This window comes from Arthrobacter sp. P1_H7, assembly GCF_056405215.1.
In genome coordinates this window covers 35033-54455 of record NZ_JBFUCO010000025.1, presented here as the reverse complement: position 1 = coordinate 54455, position 19423 = coordinate 35033, and the positions used below count along the sequence as shown (strand labels likewise).

Sequence of the window (19423 nt, the reverse complement as noted above, 5' to 3'; positions counted from 1 at the left end):
TCGCATAAGTCAGCGTGGGCGCCCCCGGAACCACACCGGCCCAGCCACCAAACCGCCGCCTCCACAAACACCTCAGAACGCCCGCCAGACACACGGGGCGAACCGTCATGCCCGGGGCATGCACTTGACACGACCTATAGCCAGCTAGATGAGGTTGCAGTCGACGTCACCACCATGCCCGAGTCCTATTTCTTTGATGTCGGTGCCGCAATGACGTGCCTGGAGCAGGTGGTGGACCTGCTCCCGCGGGCTCGAGCATACTCATCCAGTGTTCTGGCCCGTGTGTTCACGCTGTTCGCGCCGGTTGTTTCCAACTACCCGGGTTACGAGAAGGTCCGTGACAAACTAGATCTCGCGCAAGCCGAGGTACAGGGCGACGCAGCCATTGCCCAACGGTGCCGAGACCGTGGGATGGCATTTGTTCGTGCCGGCCAGCCGTTGAAGGCACTGGCCGAGCTGCACATCGCTAAGGTGAAGTGGTTCAACGGTGACACCATCTACGGCTCGATCCTTACAATGCGCTATCTGGGTAAGTTGTACGCCAATCTTGGCCTCATGTATGCGGCAAAGTTGTACACATGCACTGCGGCTGCACTGGCTCTCCAGAGCGAAGACGCTGATGTGAAGGCGCACGTCCCCAAGGCCCTGCTGGAAGCAGCCGCGTACTCTCAGCATGCCGGTACCTGGGTCGACGCTGCCGGGCTGACCGAGATCGCGCTTCTCGCCCGCGCTCAACTGCTCGTTGATCCGTTCAACGACGACATTCACCCGGAGCTCGCGGCACACCGCACAAATGCAACGTTGGAACTGGCTGCGATTCGCACCTATTGGCCCGAACTCGAGTCGCTCGTCGAAGCCGCTCATCCGACGACGGAATGGTACAAGCAACTTGTCGAAGTGGTCGAGTACGGCGACTCCCGGTTTCAGCTGACGGAAGACGAATTTCAGGCCAAAGCCGGCGATCAACTCGCAGGCCCGGTCTTCGGCGACGTTGGCGACAGACGAGTTGTCGACTTCCAGGCCCTTGGCGTCCGCTGGATCATCGAGTTCAAAAACAATCGGCAAACTGTTTTGGCGGCTGAAGGCTTCGTAGCCACCTTGCAAATCCTCTTGGCCGACATCGCGTCGATGAGTCCGGTCCTGATCCGCAGCACCGTCCGCATAGTTGTCGACGTGAAACCCCAGACGGGTGGGCAAGGCGACCAGATTGACATTGACGAGTCACAACCTGAGATTTTCGCCGAGGTCGTCCTCTCGAGCTCGCTGACAGAGCCCGAAGCGCGAACCTCGCGGGTTCTTGCCCTGTGCTACCAGTTGCTCCACACTGTCCACATCCGCCCGCCCGGCGAGCTCCAAGACCTCCTGGAACCGCTCTTCAAAGGTGGCATCGTCCACAAGGTGTCCATTGGGCGTCCTTACGAGGAGACTGCAGCCCTGCTAGACGCAGACCATTACGCCCTCTGCGCCAGCGCCCGCAGGCCATCATCGTCCGAGTCCTTCAATCCCGCCGAAATTGAACATCTCTCGCCGTCCACCGCCATGGGACCGGGTTACGATCGAGCTGAGTCGCTTCGGGCCATCCGCGAACGGTACGAAGTCGCCAACGACGCCTTGCGGATAACGCTCCCGCGACTTCTATCCGATCAAGCTGGCCGGGCTACCATCCTGCGGCTGCGCCATGAGGGATGGCTCGACTGGCAGATTCTAGTCTCCTTCGTGAACATCGCAATGAACTGGCGGATGAAGCATGCCGGGATGCGGATCGGAGTTGACGGTCCGAGGCGAGCAATGGAACTTGCACGAGAACCAGAGACAGCTCTGTCCCCGGAAATCCCCCTGTCCGAGTTTGGCGACGACCAGGTCAACATGCACGCCGCCATTCAAACGGTTTCAGTAGCACGTCGATGGGATCTGCGGGGACGACACGAAGCGCCTGGCGAGTATGCGATGCGTGACGTCCTGATCCGCCGATACCGGTACGACGTCGATGACATTCCGCATCGCGACCTGCTCGACTGTCTGGACCAGGACGGCAATCTGCTTTCGTTCCTGAACCTTCCTGCCGATCCATAAAGCTGACACGAAACTGAGCAGCCACCTCGCTGCAGTGCCTGGCCGAAGCTTGGTGTCCCAGCTCCTAGCGAGCCGTATGCCCAAGCAAAGCGGGATGTCCCGAGCGAACTTTCGCTACCCCGTGGCGTTGAGCTGTCGGTACCTCGTCCCGGCTCGTGGTTAGTCCCGGGTCATTACGAGCACTTCGCCGAGGAGCAAATGGTTGCTGCCGACCGAACGCCGGGCGTCACGGGCCGTTACGGAGAGCACGAGTTCGCGCCGATTCGCGGTTATCTGTTGCAAGCGTGGACGGAGCACACGCGCTGGTCTGGATAGGGGAGGTTCTGACCACTTCACCTGAAATGTCAACGTCCAAGCGAAGCCATGGTCTCTTTGGGTGTTAATCTCGCCCCGCATGACACGTTGTCGCGTGGCCAGATTTGCCGCGCCCCCGATGGGACACGTTCCAAAAAGCGTGTACGTGACTCGGCTACCCAATCCAAGGCAAGATGGTCAGTCATGTATTGCCCATGACTGTGCCTCTCAAACCGCCGCGGCATGACCGAGAGGTCTTGGTTCCGACTGGCGGGATGCTGAGGTACATGCGGGAGATTCTGCAGCTTGCAGGGGTGAGGCTTACGGGCGGTGGAACTGACAGCGGTACGTGGCAAACCTGAAGGGTAATCCGTTTGACGACGTGGTTAATAACAGCCCTGGTGCTGCACTGCTTTGAGAAATTGAGCCAGTAATGGTCTCGCCGTACGCGGATGTTCGCATGAGTTAGCGCGACTCATTGCGGGAGGTCCTAGAACCTTGCTAAGGTCCAGCCACCCATCAGGACCGCATACCATCGAACGGCTTGGCCTTGCCGGGCCTCAGCCCTAGGAGGGCCGCCATGGCCGACTCTGCAACGCCACCAAACTCATCAGCCTATCCGCGGGAGATCTCGGCCGGCGGGGTCACCATGACTCGAACCCTGGACCAGATCTACGTCGAGTTTTCGGCTGCCCTTTCGCTACCGGAGATCGAAGCTCTCCTCACGGAGTATCGGCTTCAAACAATGCAGGACTCGCCCGAGATCTCCTCTGAGCAGGAACGCAATGCGGAACCCGGCCGCGGAAGCTGGCTCAAGTCTGGTGGCGATGAGGACGTCACTTCCCTCGTGGCGGCGCTGGGTGCGGACAAGCGGGTACGGGTCGCGAACCCTGTGTACCACCGCAGTGACCTGTTGCCCGCCGTCACTGGAGCCAGCTTCGCCGACCGGCTGCTGATCCGGTTCATCCCGCGGGCTACCGGGGAGGAGATCGCGGACTTTGTCTCGGCGCTGGGCCTGGAGGTGGTCGTTTCGGCACCGGATCCGCGCGAGGGTAACCTCTACCAGGTGCAGCTTCGATCCGCCGAGACACGGGACATCATCGTGGTTGCGGGCGACCTCGCCCGGTCCCCGCTGGTTCGGTACGCCGGCCCTGACTGGATCCAGCTCAATCCCGCCGCCAGCGGAACGACCCCGGACGACTTTCGCTTTCCCAGTCAGTGGAATCTTGACCGGATCGGGGCACCAGCTGCCTGGGACATTTCACAGGGCAGTTCGAGCGTCGTCATCGCCATCATTGACTCGGGGTGCGATCTGACGCACCCCGATCTCTCGAGTAAATACGTCCCCCAGGCCGACCGGCGGGACGTGATCGCCGGGACCGGCGCCCCCAACGATGTTGGCGGTCACGGCACCCTCTGTGCCGGGGTGGCCGCCGCCGAAACAAACAACACCCAAGGCGTGGCAGGTGTCGGGTGGAACTGTTCCATCATGCCGATCCGTCTGCTCGACCATTACATCGATACGAATGGTGACGACAAATTCCGCATCACGTCCCTGATGAGCATTGTGAGAGCCATCGATTGGGCCCGAACACATGGCGCCCATGTCATCAGCATGAGCTGGACGTGGAATCCACCCAACGTCGACGTGGGGATCGCACTGAATAATGCGCATGCCGCAGGACTGGTGCTCGTTGCGGCGTCGGGAAACTGCTTCACCAATGCCGGCTGCAACAACCCCGGGGTGGTCGAATACCCTGCCAGCCACCACAGGGTCATCGCCGTGGGGGCCTCTGACCAGGGCGATCAGCGCAAGCGGCCGGCGGCCGGGGAGACACATCCCTGGGGAGGCAAATACGGGCCGGAGCTGAGCGTTGTTGCGCCCGGGGTGATCCCGTGGACGACCGCAAACGGCGGCGGGTACGGCGACTTCTTTGGAACATCGGCCGCGGCACCACACGTCGCCGGTCTCGCCGGGCTCCTCGTCGCGTTGCTCCAGAAACCGGTCAATATCCCACCCGGGCTCCAGACCAACGACCTGGTGCGGAATCTCATCGAACAGACCGCAGCCAAGGTGGGTGGCTACGGTTACACGACGACGACCGGGCATCCCAATGGGACATGGCACGAGGAGATGGGATACGGCCGAATTGATGCAGCTGCCGCGCTCCGCAATGCCCGCGACAGGTACACGACCTACCTGCTGGAGCGGCCGAGCTGGGCGTATGCAATCTCGGTGCAGATTCTGCTTGGTTTGACAGGGGGCGGAGCCGGGGTGGTGCTGCCCCACGGTGGGGGGCCGGTTCCGGTCGATCCCGGCTGGAACGTTCTGGCACCGGAGAAGCGGGACGTGCTGCTCGGGCTCGCGGTGACTCAACTAGCCGAGGGGGTCGCTGACCCGGAGGCGCGCCAGGCACTACTGCAAGCCGGAAAGGAGACAATCGAGCGGGGCGCGCAGCGTATCGGGCACGACTAGACGGTTGCGGGCAGGCTGGCGACGCGATCCAGTGCCGCCATGCGTGCGGACTCGACTACTCCGGTCTCCGGCCATGCTGACTACACGGCGTCCGGAACGGGCACCCAGAGGAACTGATGAAGCGGATTATGGGTCCAGAACCTGCCCCTCCGTCGGCATTGGAGTCTAAACGTAGTACCTGATGCTGATGGGGAAGTCACCCTCGGAGGACTTATCTACCCAGCCCTGGCCGGTCCTCGGACCGACGTGAGCTCTTATTCTCTGAGGTGCAGGGTCGAACCAGCCACTGACATCCTTTGCTGTCGACGATGAGGAGCCTCTGGGCGAAGTCGGGGGAGTGGACGGAGCGGTGCGTCGTGTCGGCCGCGATCGTCATAAACGCCCCGAAGAAGGAGAATGCGGTCAGGGCATCTGCGGTCAGCGTCCCGAGGATGGGCGTCGCTGCGGTCCGCAGCCAGGGCGGCCTGAACGGGGTCAAAGCCTTGGGGATGAGGAGCCTGGCTGCGCCGAGGAACAGGGACCATGCGGCGGCTAGGCAGAGAACGGCCAGGAGGTCGGTTCCCACGGGCCCGCCGAGGTGGGTCAGCACACCATTGGTTTTCAGGGTGGTGAGGGTGTTGGCGGTGCTGAGGAATCCGCAGGCTTGAAGGAGCCGGCTGAAACTGAAAACTGCCGACCGGATCTGCCGCTGTCGCGGCCGGCCTGCTGCTGTTCATCGCTGATGACCAGTGTCTTTAGCCGCCGGTGGGCCCGGTTTGAGAGTGTTCCGTCGAAGACCGACGTGTGCCGGCGGGGCGGGGTCATTTACTGGTGGGTTTGGCGCGTTTGCGGAAGGTGCCGGCGATGGAGAGTTTGCCCGAGTATTGGATGGATCCGTAGCGGAAGAGGTGCACGGCGAGTCGGAGGATGAGGATTCCGATGATGAAGAGTTCGGCGATGACGATGGTTGCTTCGAGCGGGGTGAGGGTGCCGAAGCCGTTGCGGAGCAGGGCGGTGACGGGGGCGGAGAGCGGGAAGTAGGTGAAGATCTGCACGATGGGTGCGTGCGGGTCCGAGATGATGAGGGTCATGGCGTAGAAGGGGACGAAGATCAGCGCCATCAGGGGCCCGAAGATCGTGCCGGCGTCTTTGGCGGTGGGCATGACGGCGCCGATCGCGACCAGGACTCCGGTGAAGACGGTGAAGCCGCCGAGCAGCAGCAGTGCCCCGACAAGCATCGTGCCGGGCTCGAAAGTCAGGGTCGAGAGGTCCAGGTCGGGCATGGCGAGTTTGTCGCGGAAGAAGGCGTATCCGACGGCGATGGGGGTGAGGAAGACCAGGATCTGGACCAGGCCGACCATGAACAGGGCGATGACCTTGCCGATGATCAGGGTGGTCGGGTTCAGGGTGGTGAGGATCATTTCGGTGACCCGGTTTTCTTTCTCTTCCAGGGTGCTGTTGAGCATCTGGTTGGAGAGCAGAATGATCGAGACGTAGAAGATCAGCAGGAACATCAGCGGCGGGACGGCGGATCCGATGCCGCCGGCGGGCTGGCCGTCCATGACGGTCTGGGATTCGGTCTTGACGTCGCCGCTGGCCGCGGCCATCCGTTGCGGTGAGCCGATCGTGGCCTGGGCTGAGGCGGTGAGGAGCTGCTTGGCGACGGCGTCGTACTTGCCGTTGTCGAAGATCCCCTGGTCCTGCCCGTAGACCTTGACCGGCTGGGTGGCGATGTCGGCGGGGTAGGCGAAGTAGGCGTCGGTTGCGCCGTCTTTGACGTCCTGCAGCGCTTTGTCCGGATCGGTGGCCGGCCGGCCGCCCATGGCGGTGGCGATCGCCGGGGCGATGAGTCCGGAGGCGTCCGTGTAGGTGAAGGACATGGCCGCGGTCTTCTGGGCGTCGGCGCTGGCCGCGGTGGAGGAGTTGCTGAGGTAGATGAGCGCGAACACGATCGCCATCACTACCGGTATGGCCAGGGTCGCGATCCAGAAGCGGCGCTTTTTCACGGTGCGGGTGAATTCGAACCCGACGACGGTGCCGAGGTTGTGACCGGCAAAGGGGCGCTTCGGCGTGGGCGGCGGGATGGCCGGCGTCGGGGCGGGGGAGGGGAGCTGCGTGGATGTTTTCTGTGTCATGGGGTTCTATGCCTCCGCCATGTCGTGGGATTCGCCGTAGACCTTGATGAAGACCTCGTCCAGGGACGTCATGGCGGTGGTGAAGGACTTCACGGCGACGCCGTGGCCGATCAGCTCGCGCAGGACCGTGGATTCGTCGCCGCCGGGTTTGGGGGAGAGCTCGGCCTGCCCGCCACCGGCACTGACGATGTCATACAGGGCCGAGGAGGGCAGAGTCCCGGTGTAGGTGAGCCGGTAGACGGTTCCGCCGAATTGTTCCTGGACCTCGGCGACGGTGCCGTAGGCGCGGGAGGTCCCGTCTTTGAGCAGGATCACCCGGTCACAAAGACGTTCGACTTCCTCCATCTGGTGGGTGACCATGATCACGGTTGCGCCGGCGAATTTCTGTTCCTCGATGATGTCCATCAGCAGCCGCCGGTTGACCGGGTCGAAGCCCTTGGTCGGCTCGTCCAGGATCAGCAGTCGGGGTCGTTCATGATGGTCACGCCGAGCTGGATTTTCTGCTGCTGCCCGCCGGAGAGCTTATCCAGCCGGGTGGTGGCCTTGTCGGCCAGGTCCACCCGTTCCAGGTACTCCCGGGACCAGGCCTTGGCACGTGCCTTGTCGAGGCCCTTGAGCCGGCCGAAATAGACCATCACGTCCAGGAAGGACTCTTTCTTGTACAGGCCACGTTCCTCGGGCAGGTACCCGAGCCGGGCCCCGTCCTGCGGGGCGAAGGGTTTGCTCCCGATGTGCAGGGTCCCCGCGGTGGGCTGGTAGATCCCCAGCAGGGCCCGGAGCGTCGTGGTTTTCCCGGATCCGTTGCTGCCCAGGAAACCGAACGTTTCCCCTGCCCGGACATCGAAGGACAGGTCCCTGATGACCGTCGTGTCCCCGAAGTCCATCCGGAAATCTTTGATGTGTACAAGCGGCTCCGCGGCCGCACCCCCCAGCGTCATGGCAACACTCTAACCGGCGTACTGCCGGTGTGGGCGGCGATTGGGCAACGGCCTGTTGCACAATCAGGCGTGATCGACAGAGCTGCGGTGAAGGCCGTCTGACGATTAGGCGCGGGTAACCGTGAGGGTGACGTTGGGGCAGGAGTCTGCGTAGCGGATCAGTGCCGCCTTCTCTGCGCTGTCGACGCGCAGGCCCCAGCGGATCTTCACCGCCACCCACTGGCCGATGTACGCGCAGCGGTTCTTCGGCGGCATCCACGTCTCCGGGCCGCTGGCCTGCTTGGAGGAGTTGAGAGCGGACGTCTGGGCGCCCAGGGTGCGGGTGTCGCCGAGGTCGTTGTAGAAGGCCACGCGCCGGGCCTGGGACCAGTACCTTGCCCCGGATCCCCAGGCCTCATGAACCGGGACCGTATGGTCGATCTGCACCGTCGATGCGGAGGTGTTGACTCGGTTGTCCCACGAGGTCACCCAGCGTCCGGTGCTGGCCGTGCAGCCGCGGCTCGTATAGGACACGGCAGCCCTGGATTCCTGGACCAGGACTTCCTGCCGCGTGTTCTGGCAATCCCCGTTGGTATCCCGCCAGGCGCCGAAATAGCGGTCCCGGTCATAGCCGGCGTTGACCTCGGCCGCGACAACGAGTCCGCGCACGGCAGTCCGCAGCGGAGCCTTGTACACGGTTGCCGCTTCAGCCGGAACGGCAAGGCCGGTCAGCAACAGGCCTGCCGCAACCACCGATACACCGGCCGCCCGCCTCAGCGTAGACAACCGCCTGGATTTCAGTGCCGGTACGGCTGCGGCGCGGACCTGGCTGGAGCGATGGACCTTCATGGTTCCCCCCATACTCAATGAAAGTGACGCCCAAGGACGGCGTGAAGCAATAGTCGCACACGGCTGCCTGGGGCGAGCATAGGCGGCCCAAGGCGCGGACGCCATCAGTGCCGGCGACGCACCCGGTAACCAGGAGGCCCAGGCCGGAGGAGTTGGCACGAATCTGGGCGGTTCGTGCAAACCTACGGAATGTTTCCTCCTCGAACCCGGTTGGCCCAAAAGCGTGGCTCAACCAGCGCACCACGGAAACCTGCGGGACCGATCCCGCGTACGAGGAGGAATCATGGGTAGCTTCGAAGGCAAGACCGCACTCGTCACCGGCGGAGGCTCCGGACTCGGGGAAGCGATCAGCAAAGACCTGGCCAGGAACGGTGTCAACGTCGTTGTCGTCGACCTCAACCTCGACGGTGCCACGCGCGTCGCCAACGAGATCACGGCCGCAGGCGGCACCGCGGTTCCATTCCAGGCCAACACGGCGGTGGCCGAGGACAGCAAGAAGGCCGTCGAATTCGCGGTCGGGACCTATGGCGCCCTCAACTATGCCGTCAACAACGCAGGGATCGGCGGCGCCAACGCTCCTGTCGGGGACGTCGACATTGACGACTGGGACCGGGTCATCTCCATCAACTTGAGCGGAGTCCTCTACGGGATGCGCTACCAGGTCCCGGCCATCCTTGCCGCCGGCGCCGCCAACGGTGCCATCGTGAACATGGCGTCGATCCACGGCACCGTCGCCGCTCCTGGCAACGCCGCATACACCGCGGCCAAGCACGGCGTCGTGGGCCTGACCAAGAACGCTGCGGCTGAATATGGGGCCCAGGGGCTGCGCGTCAACGCGATCGGCCCCGGCTATATCGACACGCCGCTGCTGGCCGCTGCACCGAAGGAAGTCGTCACCGGGCTCGAGGCAAAGCATCCGCTTGGCCGCCTGGGACAACCCGATGAGGTCGCCAGCGTCGCCACGTTCCTCCTGTCCGACAAGGCCAGTTTCATGACCGGCTCCTACGTCCTCGTCGACGGCGGCTACACGGCCGTCTAAACCTCACCGCTGCGAGCGGGCGGCTTGTGGGTACTACGCCCCGATCCGCCGATGAATTTTGGAAGCCATCGGCGGATCAGGACGCAGCCCGAGTCGGCGCGGCAGCTGCCCGCCGGAATCCCGCTGTGCCCGTCGGGCGGAGCCATTCCGCCGGCCGGAATCCCTGCCACATGACACGTGCCCGCTATCTATGTGCCGGGCCCGCTTCTGTGGACGAGACATTTGAGCGGCAGGCCGGCAATGGGGCCACCGGCGACCAGTCTGGCAACGTCGTGTGGCTCTCGTCTATGAATGGGACAATCCTGAGGTCGGAGGTCCTCTCTATGCGCCGGTAATGACGCTCGACTCGGGTGTTTCAGGTGGACCAATTACCAAAGTCCACCTTTGATGTCGCTGTCGTCGGTGCCGTTGCCGTTGCCCGCAAGTCGTAGGGCCTGCAAGTCCGCTCTCTGGCCGTGAGCGAGCGCAACGGCTGTTATGAGGGCGAAGTCCTGCAGATACGACACTTCGCCACGGGATATTGTCACCCTCTGCCGTTAGAGGCAGGGGAGGCCGATGGGCCGATCACGATGGCGATGGTGTCCACTTCGTGGAGCGCAAGTCCACTGGGTGAGGCGGCTCGTCTACGGGAAGGAACCGGTGGCGCGACCCTCGTTGAAATTGGTCTGGCAGAGCCGATCACGGAGCAGGGCATCGGCTAGAAGATCGCACTCTAGCTGGACGATGGGTCGCGTTTCAGCGGAACCGGCTCGTTGGGAGCGACATCGTGCTGTGAAAGCGCGCTGGCTTGAGTACTTGACGGGTGATGCATCCCCGCGAGGCGGCCGGGCGGAGCGTAGAACAACCACTAAACTCGAACAGTGATAGTTTCTCGCGGAGGACATGCAAACCTCTGGCGCGAGAGTCTATGTCACGCGCGGCACGGACAATGCCGCCGCGTCACCCGATATGCAGTTCCTATTTGACGCCCTTAACGCCCCGATAAGTTGTAGTTTTCCAAGCGCGGGTGATGGCGATTTGGCAGAGAGCCGTTGCTGCCTTCACAGATAAAGACTCCCGGCTGTCCGAGAGAGCTCTCGCTGAACTCGAAGTGAAGTCCGCCACGAAGGAAGAACGCGCACTGTCCGAGCCCGGCAGGCGGGCAATACAAGTTGGAAGGCTCAACCGAATCACCACCTTTGGACTTTCCCAACCGGACATCCTCGATTATCTGGCGCCGAGTCATTTCAATCTGGACGCAGACGATTGGCAGGCATATAAGGCCGCGTTCAGGACCAGGAAGCGAGTCGGCGAAGCATTCAAGGAGTTTATGCGACGGGAGTACCGGGCCAATATAAACGTTGATGCCGTTCGTCAGGCCGCGAAATGTGTGGTCACTTTGCCAGGCGATCTAGCCGAGCTAGGAGGCTTGCTTCGACAACTTCGGTACATTGGGGAAGTTGACGACCTTGAAGCCGCTCTCGACTGACGGATGGCACATCATCCAGCCCATTACAGATTTCGAGCGGAAGGCATATTCCAACCATGGACAGCATGACCGGCCGCCCATCGCAGGAGGACCGCCTCTTGACCATTGACCAAGTCGCCGAAGAACTCAATGCAGGCGACCAGGTTAGTGCGTTGCTCAAAGCAGGGGAGATGAAGGGTTTCCAAGTCGGCAGACGCGGTTGTCTTGCTGATGTTCTTGGGTAGAGGCGGTATTTTCCTAGTTTCCAGCGGTCTGGGGTCTGATGACGGAGCCTCTTTTCTGTGTGGTTCGTGGACTCGGGGGCTATCAGTAGGCCCTCAGCCCCCGCGTTTTGTGGACTTTATCGGCCCGCCCACAGGGGCTGTATTCGTGCACGAACCGCGTGTAAGGCGTGGATCGTTTTTTAGCGACACGTGCTACGGCCCCGGGCCGGAGTTCCAGCCGGACAGCCATGGATTGTCCTCTTCCGGTCCCAACGGTCCCGCTAACGCCTCGAGAAAGTTGAGGGCTTGATCAGCATTAAATCCGATTCCGTATGCCAAGTGTCCGACCCTAGTACCAAAGTACACTCCCGTGCCATGGGATGTCTTATAGGCTCCGGCTACAACTGCGCCATAACCGCCTTCGGCCAATATTATCCAATCGTGAATGACCTGGAGCTTTATGCGGCCAGGAAGAACTTTCCACTGGAAGGTCACGTCTTTGCCGCCGTATATCGCTCCATAAATTTCTTTTTGTCTCGGTATGCCACTTATCGCGTAACCCGCCGCACCAAGGAATGTTACAAATGGACCTTCGTCATTAGCTCCAACGATACCAATAACCTCCCCCTCCCCTTTGTGAATCAGTCCTTTAGATTCCTTCTCCTTTTGCCCTAAATTCCTATCCCATTCACGGGACACCCAGAAAAAATACTCCGGATGTCGATGTGGGCCGGATTTATTTAGGGCTGGTTGGGTGGGGACGGCAGGTGCCGTCGGGGCTGCAGTGGGCGCAGACGTTGAGGTCGTTGAAGTCGTTGAAGTGTTAGCCGTATCTTCAGCTGAAACCGGAACGATCACGTCCTCGAAGTGGCCCTTCCCCTCGAAGATGAGGCCAAAGGTCGACGGAATGTTTTTCTCCTCGGGGGAGAGCGGTCTGAATGTTGACTCGTCTACCCATTTCTTACCCGATTTTGCGACCTTAATTGCGCCCCCCAGCGCGGCCGAGCAGCCGCTGAAGCCATTAATACATTGCCGCTGCTGTGCATATGCCTCCATCTTCACGGTGCTCAGGCCCCGCCGTTCCTGTTCCTTTTTCTGTTCCACACGCATGCTCACATGTCCACTTGGGTCCCAACGGTTCACCGGGTCGTTGAGCGAGAACGAGTAGCGGTTGAGAGATTGCGGCTGGTACGGGTCCGGGACGATGGAGTCCGGCGCAGTAAAAACACCCATGACGGCGTCATAGTAACGCGCATTCATGTAGACCAGACCGCCGTCCGCATCGTGCCGCTGCCCCTGCCACAGATGCGGTGAATTGTCCGTCAAATTCTGGGCTTGCTGCTCCCCATACGGCTTATAGTTGTATCGCCCTACAACGGTTCGGTTCTGATCAGTGACCACGCGGGTGGAGTGGATATGGTCTTCCAATACGTAGAAAACAGCACCGTTTGCCTCACGCCGTGCAATCAGCTGATCGCCCGCCCAGTAGTATTTGGTGAGACCTTTCGGGCCCTGCTCCAAAAATCGGTCGAAAAACAGTGTTGCCGTACCGTCGGCCGTGCTTTTCACGCGCTCGCCCCTGGCCCCGTAACCGAATACGGTTCCGCCGTGGCCGGTCGAAATTGTTGCTGGCATGCCGTCGGGTGACCATGAGATCTTCAGGTTTCTGCCGCCTGGGTCCGAGAGCTTCGTCAGGTTGCCGTCCCGGTCATAGATGCGTTGATGTCCTGCAGAGCTGGACGTGGGTGCGTGGAGATGCGCAGGGTCATCGTATGAGATGGCGCCTGTACCGGGTGAGCGCGTCATGCGGCCGGCCGCGTCGTATTCGAAGGTTTGCGCCACGAAGGAGGGTTCATCGCTGCTGGTCGTGGTGGAGAGTCTACCCAGTTCGTCATAGGTGAACGTGGACGTCACTGGCTGCGGCGTTGGACCAGAAGAATTGGCGGTGACGATGTTGGTGATTCTCGCAGTAGCGTCGTGTTGATACACGGCGGCGTATACCGGAGCTGCGGATTTGGGAGTCGTGGAAAGAGTTTGAGCATCGAGCCATAGGCGGTCGGGATCGTAGGACCGTTGCTCGACTAATCCGTTTCCATAGGTCTGTTGTGCTATTTGGCCTGAGGCGTTGGATTGAACACTTGTTAGATACGTACCCACAGACGCAAGGCGACCCGCCGGGTCGTAAGTGTACTTGACGTGTTCGCCGTCCGGGTTCCCCGGATCGGGATAGCGTAGGTCACTAAGGCGACCCGCCAGATCATATGTCGCGCCCATGTCTTGACACACCGAGTCGACACAACGACGTGCTTGGATGGTACGGCCGAGTTGGTCATACCATAGTCGCTCCGAACCGGTCACTGCTCCCGCCAACCCCGCCGTGGAGTATTGTGTCAGCACAGGCAGTCCCTTGCTGTACCCCTGAGCTTGGAGGGTTACAGGGTCGGCGTCGTAGTCCCAGCTCACCGTCTTCGTTGTGCCGCCAGCGGTGTCGACCTGGCTTATTGGACGTCCTGCGGCGTCGTATGTCCAAGAGTGGACGCCATTACTGTCTATTTCTGTGTCCAGACTTCCGTCGTGCCGCCAAGCCCGTGTAGTAGTGCCGCGGTCGGGGTCAGTGATCGATGTTTCACGGCCCAGGTCATCCCGGACGATGGTTGTGACGTTTCCAGCCGGATCCGTTACCGTAAGCATGCCGTTCAGAACGTCGTAGGTGTACCGCGTAGTCATCGATTCCAACTGGCATTGTGGACAGCCGCGTGCGTGCTCGTCAACCGCGACTATCCGTCCGAATGCATCCGAATGGATTGTGGTGAGATGCTCTAGTTCGTCACGATTCTCCACCCGCCCCACGCCGTACGTACGGCTAACACCACTTCCGTCCGGATATTTCAGGGCTGTAAGTCGCATGGCACCGTCGTATTCGTACTTCGTTTCTCTGGGTGCCTCAACAGCCCGGTGCGGGAGAATAACGGAAGCTGGATATGCGGAGGCGTCGGTGAAGCGTAAGTCAGATACCAGCACGTCATCGAGCACCGGAGTCGTGCCTTCGTTAAGGGTTCGGTAGGTTCTGCCCAGTCCGTCGAACAATTCTTCGTGCCAGTGCACGGCGTCGGTAACACTACCGTCGGAGGTCTCAGTGCGGACTCGTTGCCGGTTGGAATCTAGACCCGTGAAGGAGCCAACGGACAGATAGCGTGTGATCGTCGTGCTGCCGTCGGCGCGGGTGGTCTTTGTGGGCCTACGGTATGCGTCGTAATCAGTCGTCGTTGTCTGGAGATTCGGGTCCTGAACCGACCGAACGACCCCGAGCTTCTCGTCCCACACGAATATCGAACAGGTAGCCGCGCAGATCGACACGGGGAAAAGGCTCCTGGCGGAGTCGTACACTTTGGTGCCTGTCGTACCAACCGGATCCTGGATCCGCACTACATTCCCGACCTCGTCGTAGTGGAGGAAGGTATCTGCGGCCACGTCGTTGGCAATGCTGGGGAAAGTGGTGATCCGTGTAAGGTCACCGCGCTCATGAGGTGCGTGCTCCCAGTCATCGTCATCGTAGCCGAACAGAGTCAGTGATTGCGTGATCCAAGTACCGGCCGGTGGGGGCGACGCGTCAGCACGCAGCACCTCCTGTTTGAAGGGGCGGTCAACGAGATAATCCGCTATGTTGGGCCGGACCGGCTGATAAAACCGTCGCCGTCCCGCATCCCCGGACTCTTCCACCATCTCGGTGTTGCCGTAGGAGTCATAGCTGTAACTGGTTGTCTTCTCCCGACAGGCTAGCGTCCCTTCGCACTCGGACTGAACGATGGTCGCGGGGAGGCATGTGTACGGCGGTGCCTCACCGGTATCTACATAATTGAGGCCCGATTTGTTGATGACTCCGCCGCTAGCATTTTCCAGCGATGTCGAGGACAGACGGGCGCCACAGGTTTCGGTGAGTTCGCGGTTCGTGACCATGGCGCGGTTACCTCGGTCGGAGCGGATACTCGCGTAACCGATCAACCGCTGATAGGGAATTGACCACAAGGCCCCCTTATAGCTGAACGACGCCACCGCGTGAACCGGTGGGTCTGACGTCGATTCAGTTATGGCAATGTGGCTCACGGCCGTCAACAGCATTCCAGGAGGCAGATAGGACCGCTCGCCGGGCTGCGCACGGTATGCGATCTCCTTTATGGCGCCGCGGCCGTTGTTGATTTCGGTGAGGAGGTCATCGTTGCCTGTCCAGGCCAGGGTTGTGAGCTTGGACGTCGCTACTCCGCCGATGTGCGTGAGTTCGCCTTTGCCGTCAGAGTCTACGTCGAGGACCAGCCACGCCCACGAGTCCGGCTCGGAAATGCTGAGATTCGGTTGGTCGGTCCAGTTCCATGGGCGATCGGGGTCGCCTGGATTGACCAGAGTGGACAGGGCTGTCCTCGCTGTCGTTCCGTTGCCGACGCGGGATATTGTGTAGGCGTCGGTGCGGTTGTCACCATTGACGTCACTGAGGATGATGTTGCGCCGGTCCTCTAATCCGGCCGGCGTTTGGCACGGCTGGGCCGACTGTCCGGACCTTGGGGTCGACCAGTCGGTGCCTTGCCTCAGGTAAGCCTCAATCCGGATACAGCCGCCCGACACGGTACTCCTGCCGAGGTCGGTGATGCCGTCACCGTTGAACTCAATTACTTGCAGACGATGAGCTGCGGCGGAATCAACTGCTTGGAATCGTTGGCGTGTTTCGTCCTCCCATTGCCCAGCCCCGGTGGATAGCATGCTGCGCACAGTCATGTAAGTAGACCCAGCCTGTCCTCCTGTCTCGACATGAACGAAATCGCTGATCTTGTCCCGATTGAGGTCAGCCATGCGGAAACTGTTGACATCCGTCCGCGTGAGAGGACCGCCAGCAGTCGTCACGGAATCAAAATGGGAGCTGCTGCCGCTAATCCAGCCCCCCGCACCGTCGGAAAGAAGATACTCAAACCGAACCCCGGCGCCGAGGGAAACAAAATGGAAAAGATCCGCGCGGGCGTCACCGTTTAGCTCTGCGAGACGCCACATTTGTGTGTCTGCAGAGTTATAAGGCGATGGGGCGCCTCCGAGGAGCCACGGCTCACTGTATTTGACAGTCCATCCAGCACCGGTGGACAACAGCGTCGTGATACGCAAGGTGGTCCCTGAACGGTCAACGAAGACTAGGTCTGATTTACCGTCGGGTCTTCCCTCAGGGCCACCCACGTCTGCAATCATCCATCCCGCGGCGTCGGGATTGTTCAGGGGCGCCGCGGAGACCGCGGAATCAGGCAGGATAGGCGTTGACGAACTCACATAACCGCCCGCCGGTTGCGCTAAAAGCGTATATATCTGGTATCCGGGGTTGCGGTAGTGGACAGCAGTCAAATCGTCTCGTCCGTCACCATTTGCGTCTAATGTCGTCCACCGGTGCAGAGGGGGCGGAGCGACAGGCGCAGGCTGGACATCCAACTGAAACCGGGGAGCAGGACCATGAATGGTTGAACAGATGAGGTCAGAGGAACCATCGCCGTTTATGTCGCCAGTAACAGCCACGGCATTGTCCACAACAGGACACGTCACGGTTGTGTTCCACGTCTGATGCGCCTCGAATGTGCCGTCGCCTTTCGAACGAGCCGCACCGACGGGATCACCTGAGACTAGGTCGGCGCGACCGTCCTGATCCACGTCAGCTACGTTCACGTTCCCCGCAGGGATGCTTGAAGCCCGGGGGACGAACCGCTCCGCAGATCCTTTGACAGACAGTAGCACGAGAACGTTGGTGCTGCCCCCCGCTTCGTGGAGAATAACACAGTCTGATCGGGCGTCGCCGTCGACATCGCCGCAGGATAAACGCCACGATTTGGGATCGCCGAGTCCCCAAGACGTTTGGGTTGTCTCCCACGAACTGATGGATCCGTCAGGGGCGGTATAGCCAGCGATGAGACGCAATGGTTTTCCCGGGGCGCCTTCTGCGAGGAAGACATCTGTAGTAGTGCTGGCGTCGGCGTCACCGACGGCCAGCAGCACATCTTGAAGGGATGTGATGGTCGGCGGCAGAGGTTCAATTGAAACTTGAAAGAGTCCGTCAGCCGTCGAACGCATGATGCCCAATTCGGGAAGAGAGCCACTCTTATGGAAGGCGCACAGCAGGTCCCCGTTATCGTCGCCATTTAGGTCACCAGAGGCGCAGAGACGATCCTTAACGCCGGTCCATGGCGCTTTCGTATATCCGGGCTTCAGCAGGAAAGTTCCATCCCTCTTCGAGACAGCCTGGTTGATGCTCCCCTGTGAATTCATGAGGAGCAGATCATCCGCCGAATCGCCGTTAAGATCGGTGACGTAGCCGGTCTCTGGGCAACCTTGCGGCGGGGTGGAGATGGGGGCGCCCCCGGGCCTAGACGCCAACCGAACGTACAACGGCGAGCAAAGCCCGCCAACCATGCTACGGCGCCAAGATGCGGCGTCAATACGACCATCTCCGTCATAGTCCCCAAGGAGAGGCGTTGGCGACAAATCATCCTCACCATCAGGCCGGAAGCTGTATGCATTGCCTGGCACTGACATCGTCTGCGCCGGAAAGTCCTTCAGCCCGGGCGGTGATGTGATGGCGTATGGCCAGTTAGTGGCATGTTCTTGCCACTGTGGAGACGAGGCTCCGGTCGATGAGGTTCGCATGGAGATTAGTGGGAGCGGAGGGTTCGGACCGGCGGTGACGCCCCCGGAGGGAGAAATTGATGCGTCACTTCCGAACTCTTGCATCGAGCGCAGCACTGAGTTGCCCGTTGAGATACTCACGTCATATTGAAGCTGGTAGGCATTTACAAGCTGGTCGTCCATGCGCACTTCGATCGTACGGAGGCGTTGCCGTATCTGCCGTGCTCCTCGGCCTGTGGAATAAGTGACAGGGTCAGGTCGCGCTTCATGGTAGAACCGGATCAAGGCGCCTACCTTACATGTCGGCTGGACCGGATTCCCACAGCCCGTAGTCTGGGATGCATAGGTGATGCGGTCGATAACGCAGGCGCTTGGGCAGTCCTGCTGGTAGGTGACGGCATTTCCGTGAGTGTCGATGACCTTGGCAAGCGACCACTCGTACGCGGATGCCGGGACTTCCTGGGTTTCGTAAACTAAATGAACGCCGTTGCGCTGCCACCTATTCCACGTGGTGCCGTCAAAAATTATTCGTTCAAAGGTTTGCTCTCGGGTTTCGTGGGTTCCTCCCGTCTGGCAGTGTTGAGCGCACGCGACCAACTCTGCGCCGTCAATCATGAATGAATCACTGGCGTCGTAGCGAGGCAACCCTCCACGCGGTCCAGCCCGCACAATGGTCGACCCGACGCTTATTTGCCAGCCCACACCCACCTCGCCATTGCCACGCGCCGAGTCATAACTGAACGCGATCTCGGGGCGGATGGCATGGAATTGCGGCACATGTATAGGGATGGATTCTTTGAACCCGCCGATCGCAGAAACATCGGCGTCAAGACCGCCGATGCTCGCCGCCGCCGCGGCTTGAGGCGAAGTGGCTCGGCCAAATGACTCAACAAGCCCCGGGCCCACGCTCCCAACGGAGTTGATTCCATTTACTTGGGGAAGGGGGATGGGGATGCTCATGAACGTAGCCAGCAGAACCGCCACACCGTGAGCCATTGCAGGGGCCAGTAGGCGTTTAAATCGGAAACACAGTCCGTCCGACCTTTTCCTGTGCCTCGGACCGCTTCCAACACGAGACGAACAATCGCCAATGCCTCGCTGGAGCATTGACACATTCCTTCGGGCCGGCGTCCAAGGAGAAGAAGCTCTGAAACTAGGGGATCCGACCATGCTGTACCCCAATATTGTTCCGCTCGCCTAAGCCGGAAGAGTCGTTCATTGTCCCTTCGGAGTGCTGGCGGTCTGTATGCCGCTAGCACTCCGGGTTGCCAGGATGGATGGCACAGTACGGGCTGTGGGGCCCGGGACTACGCGTTTTAATCGTATATTGGCCCACATCCGGGTC

9 protein-coding genes and 1 pseudogene are annotated in these 19423 nt (G+C 61.0%); 5 read left to right on the top strand and 5 right to left on the bottom strand.

The genetic code is table 11. The features are described 5' to 3' along the window. The first annotated feature begins 174 nt into the window (after positions 1-174). Positions 175-2073, top strand: coding sequence for a hypothetical protein (locus tag AC1DXI_RS19595; protein ID WP_476939982.1), 1899 nt, complete (start codon positions 175-177; stop codon positions 2071-2073). 874 nt (positions 2074-2947) lie between these two features. Next, complete coding sequence (locus AC1DXI_RS19590) at positions 2948-4843, top strand: S8 family serine peptidase (protein ID WP_476939981.1); 1896 nt, start codon at positions 2948-2950, stop codon at positions 4841-4843. 211 nt (positions 4844-5054) lie between these two features. On the opposite strand, the gene AC1DXI_RS19585 is transcribed toward AC1DXI_RS19590, so the two are convergent. From AC1DXI_RS19585 to AC1DXI_RS19570, 4 genes and pseudogenes are all read right to left on the bottom strand, one after another. Then, the gene (locus tag AC1DXI_RS19585; protein WP_476939980.1) at positions 5055-5432 is read right to left on the bottom strand and encodes a hypothetical protein; all 378 of its coding nucleotides are present in this window, start codon (positions 5430-5432) and stop codon (positions 5055-5057) included. A 211-nt stretch (positions 5433-5643) separates the two neighbouring features. After that, positions 5644-6957 carry an ABC transporter permease gene (locus AC1DXI_RS19580; protein WP_476939979.1) on the bottom strand — a complete coding sequence of 438 codons (1314 nt, stop codon included), beginning with the start codon at positions 6955-6957 and terminating at the stop codon, positions 5644-5646. A gap of 6 nt (positions 6958-6963) precedes the next feature. Beyond that, positions 6964-7895, bottom strand: a pseudogene (locus tag AC1DXI_RS19575) (ABC transporter ATP-binding protein). Positions 7896-8000: 105 nt separating this feature from the next. After that, positions 8001-8723 carry an HNH endonuclease family protein gene (locus AC1DXI_RS19570; RefSeq protein ID WP_476939978.1) on the bottom strand — a complete coding sequence of 241 codons (723 nt, stop codon included), beginning with the start codon at positions 8721-8723 and terminating at the stop codon, positions 8001-8003. A gap of 283 nt (positions 8724-9006) precedes the next feature. On the opposite strand from AC1DXI_RS19570, the gene AC1DXI_RS19565 reads away from it, so the two are divergent. The 3 genes from AC1DXI_RS19565 to AC1DXI_RS19555 all read left to right on the top strand — a co-directional run bounded on the left by AC1DXI_RS19565 (position 9007) and on the right by AC1DXI_RS19555 (position 11454). Continuing rightward, positions 9007-9762, top strand: coding sequence for an SDR family NAD(P)-dependent oxidoreductase (locus AC1DXI_RS19565; protein WP_476939977.1), 756 nt, complete (start codon positions 9007-9009; stop codon positions 9760-9762). 1009 nt (positions 9763-10771) lie between these two features. Beyond that, positions 10772-11230: a hypothetical protein gene (locus AC1DXI_RS19560; protein ID WP_476939976.1), complete on the top strand. Its 459-nt coding sequence runs from the start codon at positions 10772-10774 to the stop codon at positions 11228-11230. Between the two features lie 56 nt (positions 11231-11286). After that, positions 11287-11454 carry a MerR family transcriptional regulator gene (locus AC1DXI_RS19555; protein ID WP_476939975.1) on the top strand — a complete coding sequence of 56 codons (168 nt, stop codon included), beginning with the start codon at positions 11287-11289 and terminating at the stop codon, positions 11452-11454. A gap of 192 nt (positions 11455-11646) precedes the next feature. On the opposite strand, the gene AC1DXI_RS19550 is transcribed toward AC1DXI_RS19555, so the two are convergent. Next, positions 11647-19038, bottom strand: coding sequence for an RHS repeat-associated core domain-containing protein (locus AC1DXI_RS19550; protein ID WP_476939974.1), 7392 nt, complete (start codon positions 19036-19038; stop codon positions 11647-11649). Between the last annotated feature and the right edge of the window lie 385 nt (positions 19039-19423).

Bases quoted from the DNA above. Each gene is read 5' to 3' on its own strand.
- AC1DXI_RS19595 (WP_476939982.1), top strand. From the start codon at position 175: ATGCCCGAGTCCTATTTCTTTGATGTCGGTGCCGCAATGACGTGCCTG.
- AC1DXI_RS19590 (WP_476939981.1), top strand. From the start codon at position 2,948: ATGGCCGACTCTGCAACGCCACCAAACTCATCAGCCTATCCGCGGGAG.
- AC1DXI_RS19580 (WP_476939979.1), bottom strand. From the start codon at position 6,957: ATGACACAGAAAACATCCACGCAGCTCCCCTCCCCCGCCCCGACGCCG.
- AC1DXI_RS19570 (WP_476939978.1), bottom strand. From the start codon at position 8,723: ATGAAGGTCCATCGCTCCAGCCAGGTCCGCGCCGCAGCCGTACCGGCA.
- AC1DXI_RS19565 (WP_476939977.1), top strand. From the start codon at position 9,007: ATGGGTAGCTTCGAAGGCAAGACCGCACTCGTCACCGGCGGAGGCTCC.
- AC1DXI_RS19560 (WP_476939976.1), top strand. From the start codon at position 10,772: ATGGCGATTTGGCAGAGAGCCGTTGCTGCCTTCACAGATAAAGACTCC.
- AC1DXI_RS19555 (WP_476939975.1), top strand. From the start codon at position 11,287: ATGGACAGCATGACCGGCCGCCCATCGCAGGAGGACCGCCTCTTGACC.
- AC1DXI_RS19550 (WP_476939974.1), bottom strand. From the start codon at position 19,038: ATGAGCATCCCCATCCCCCTTCCCCAAGTAAATGGAATCAACTCCGTT.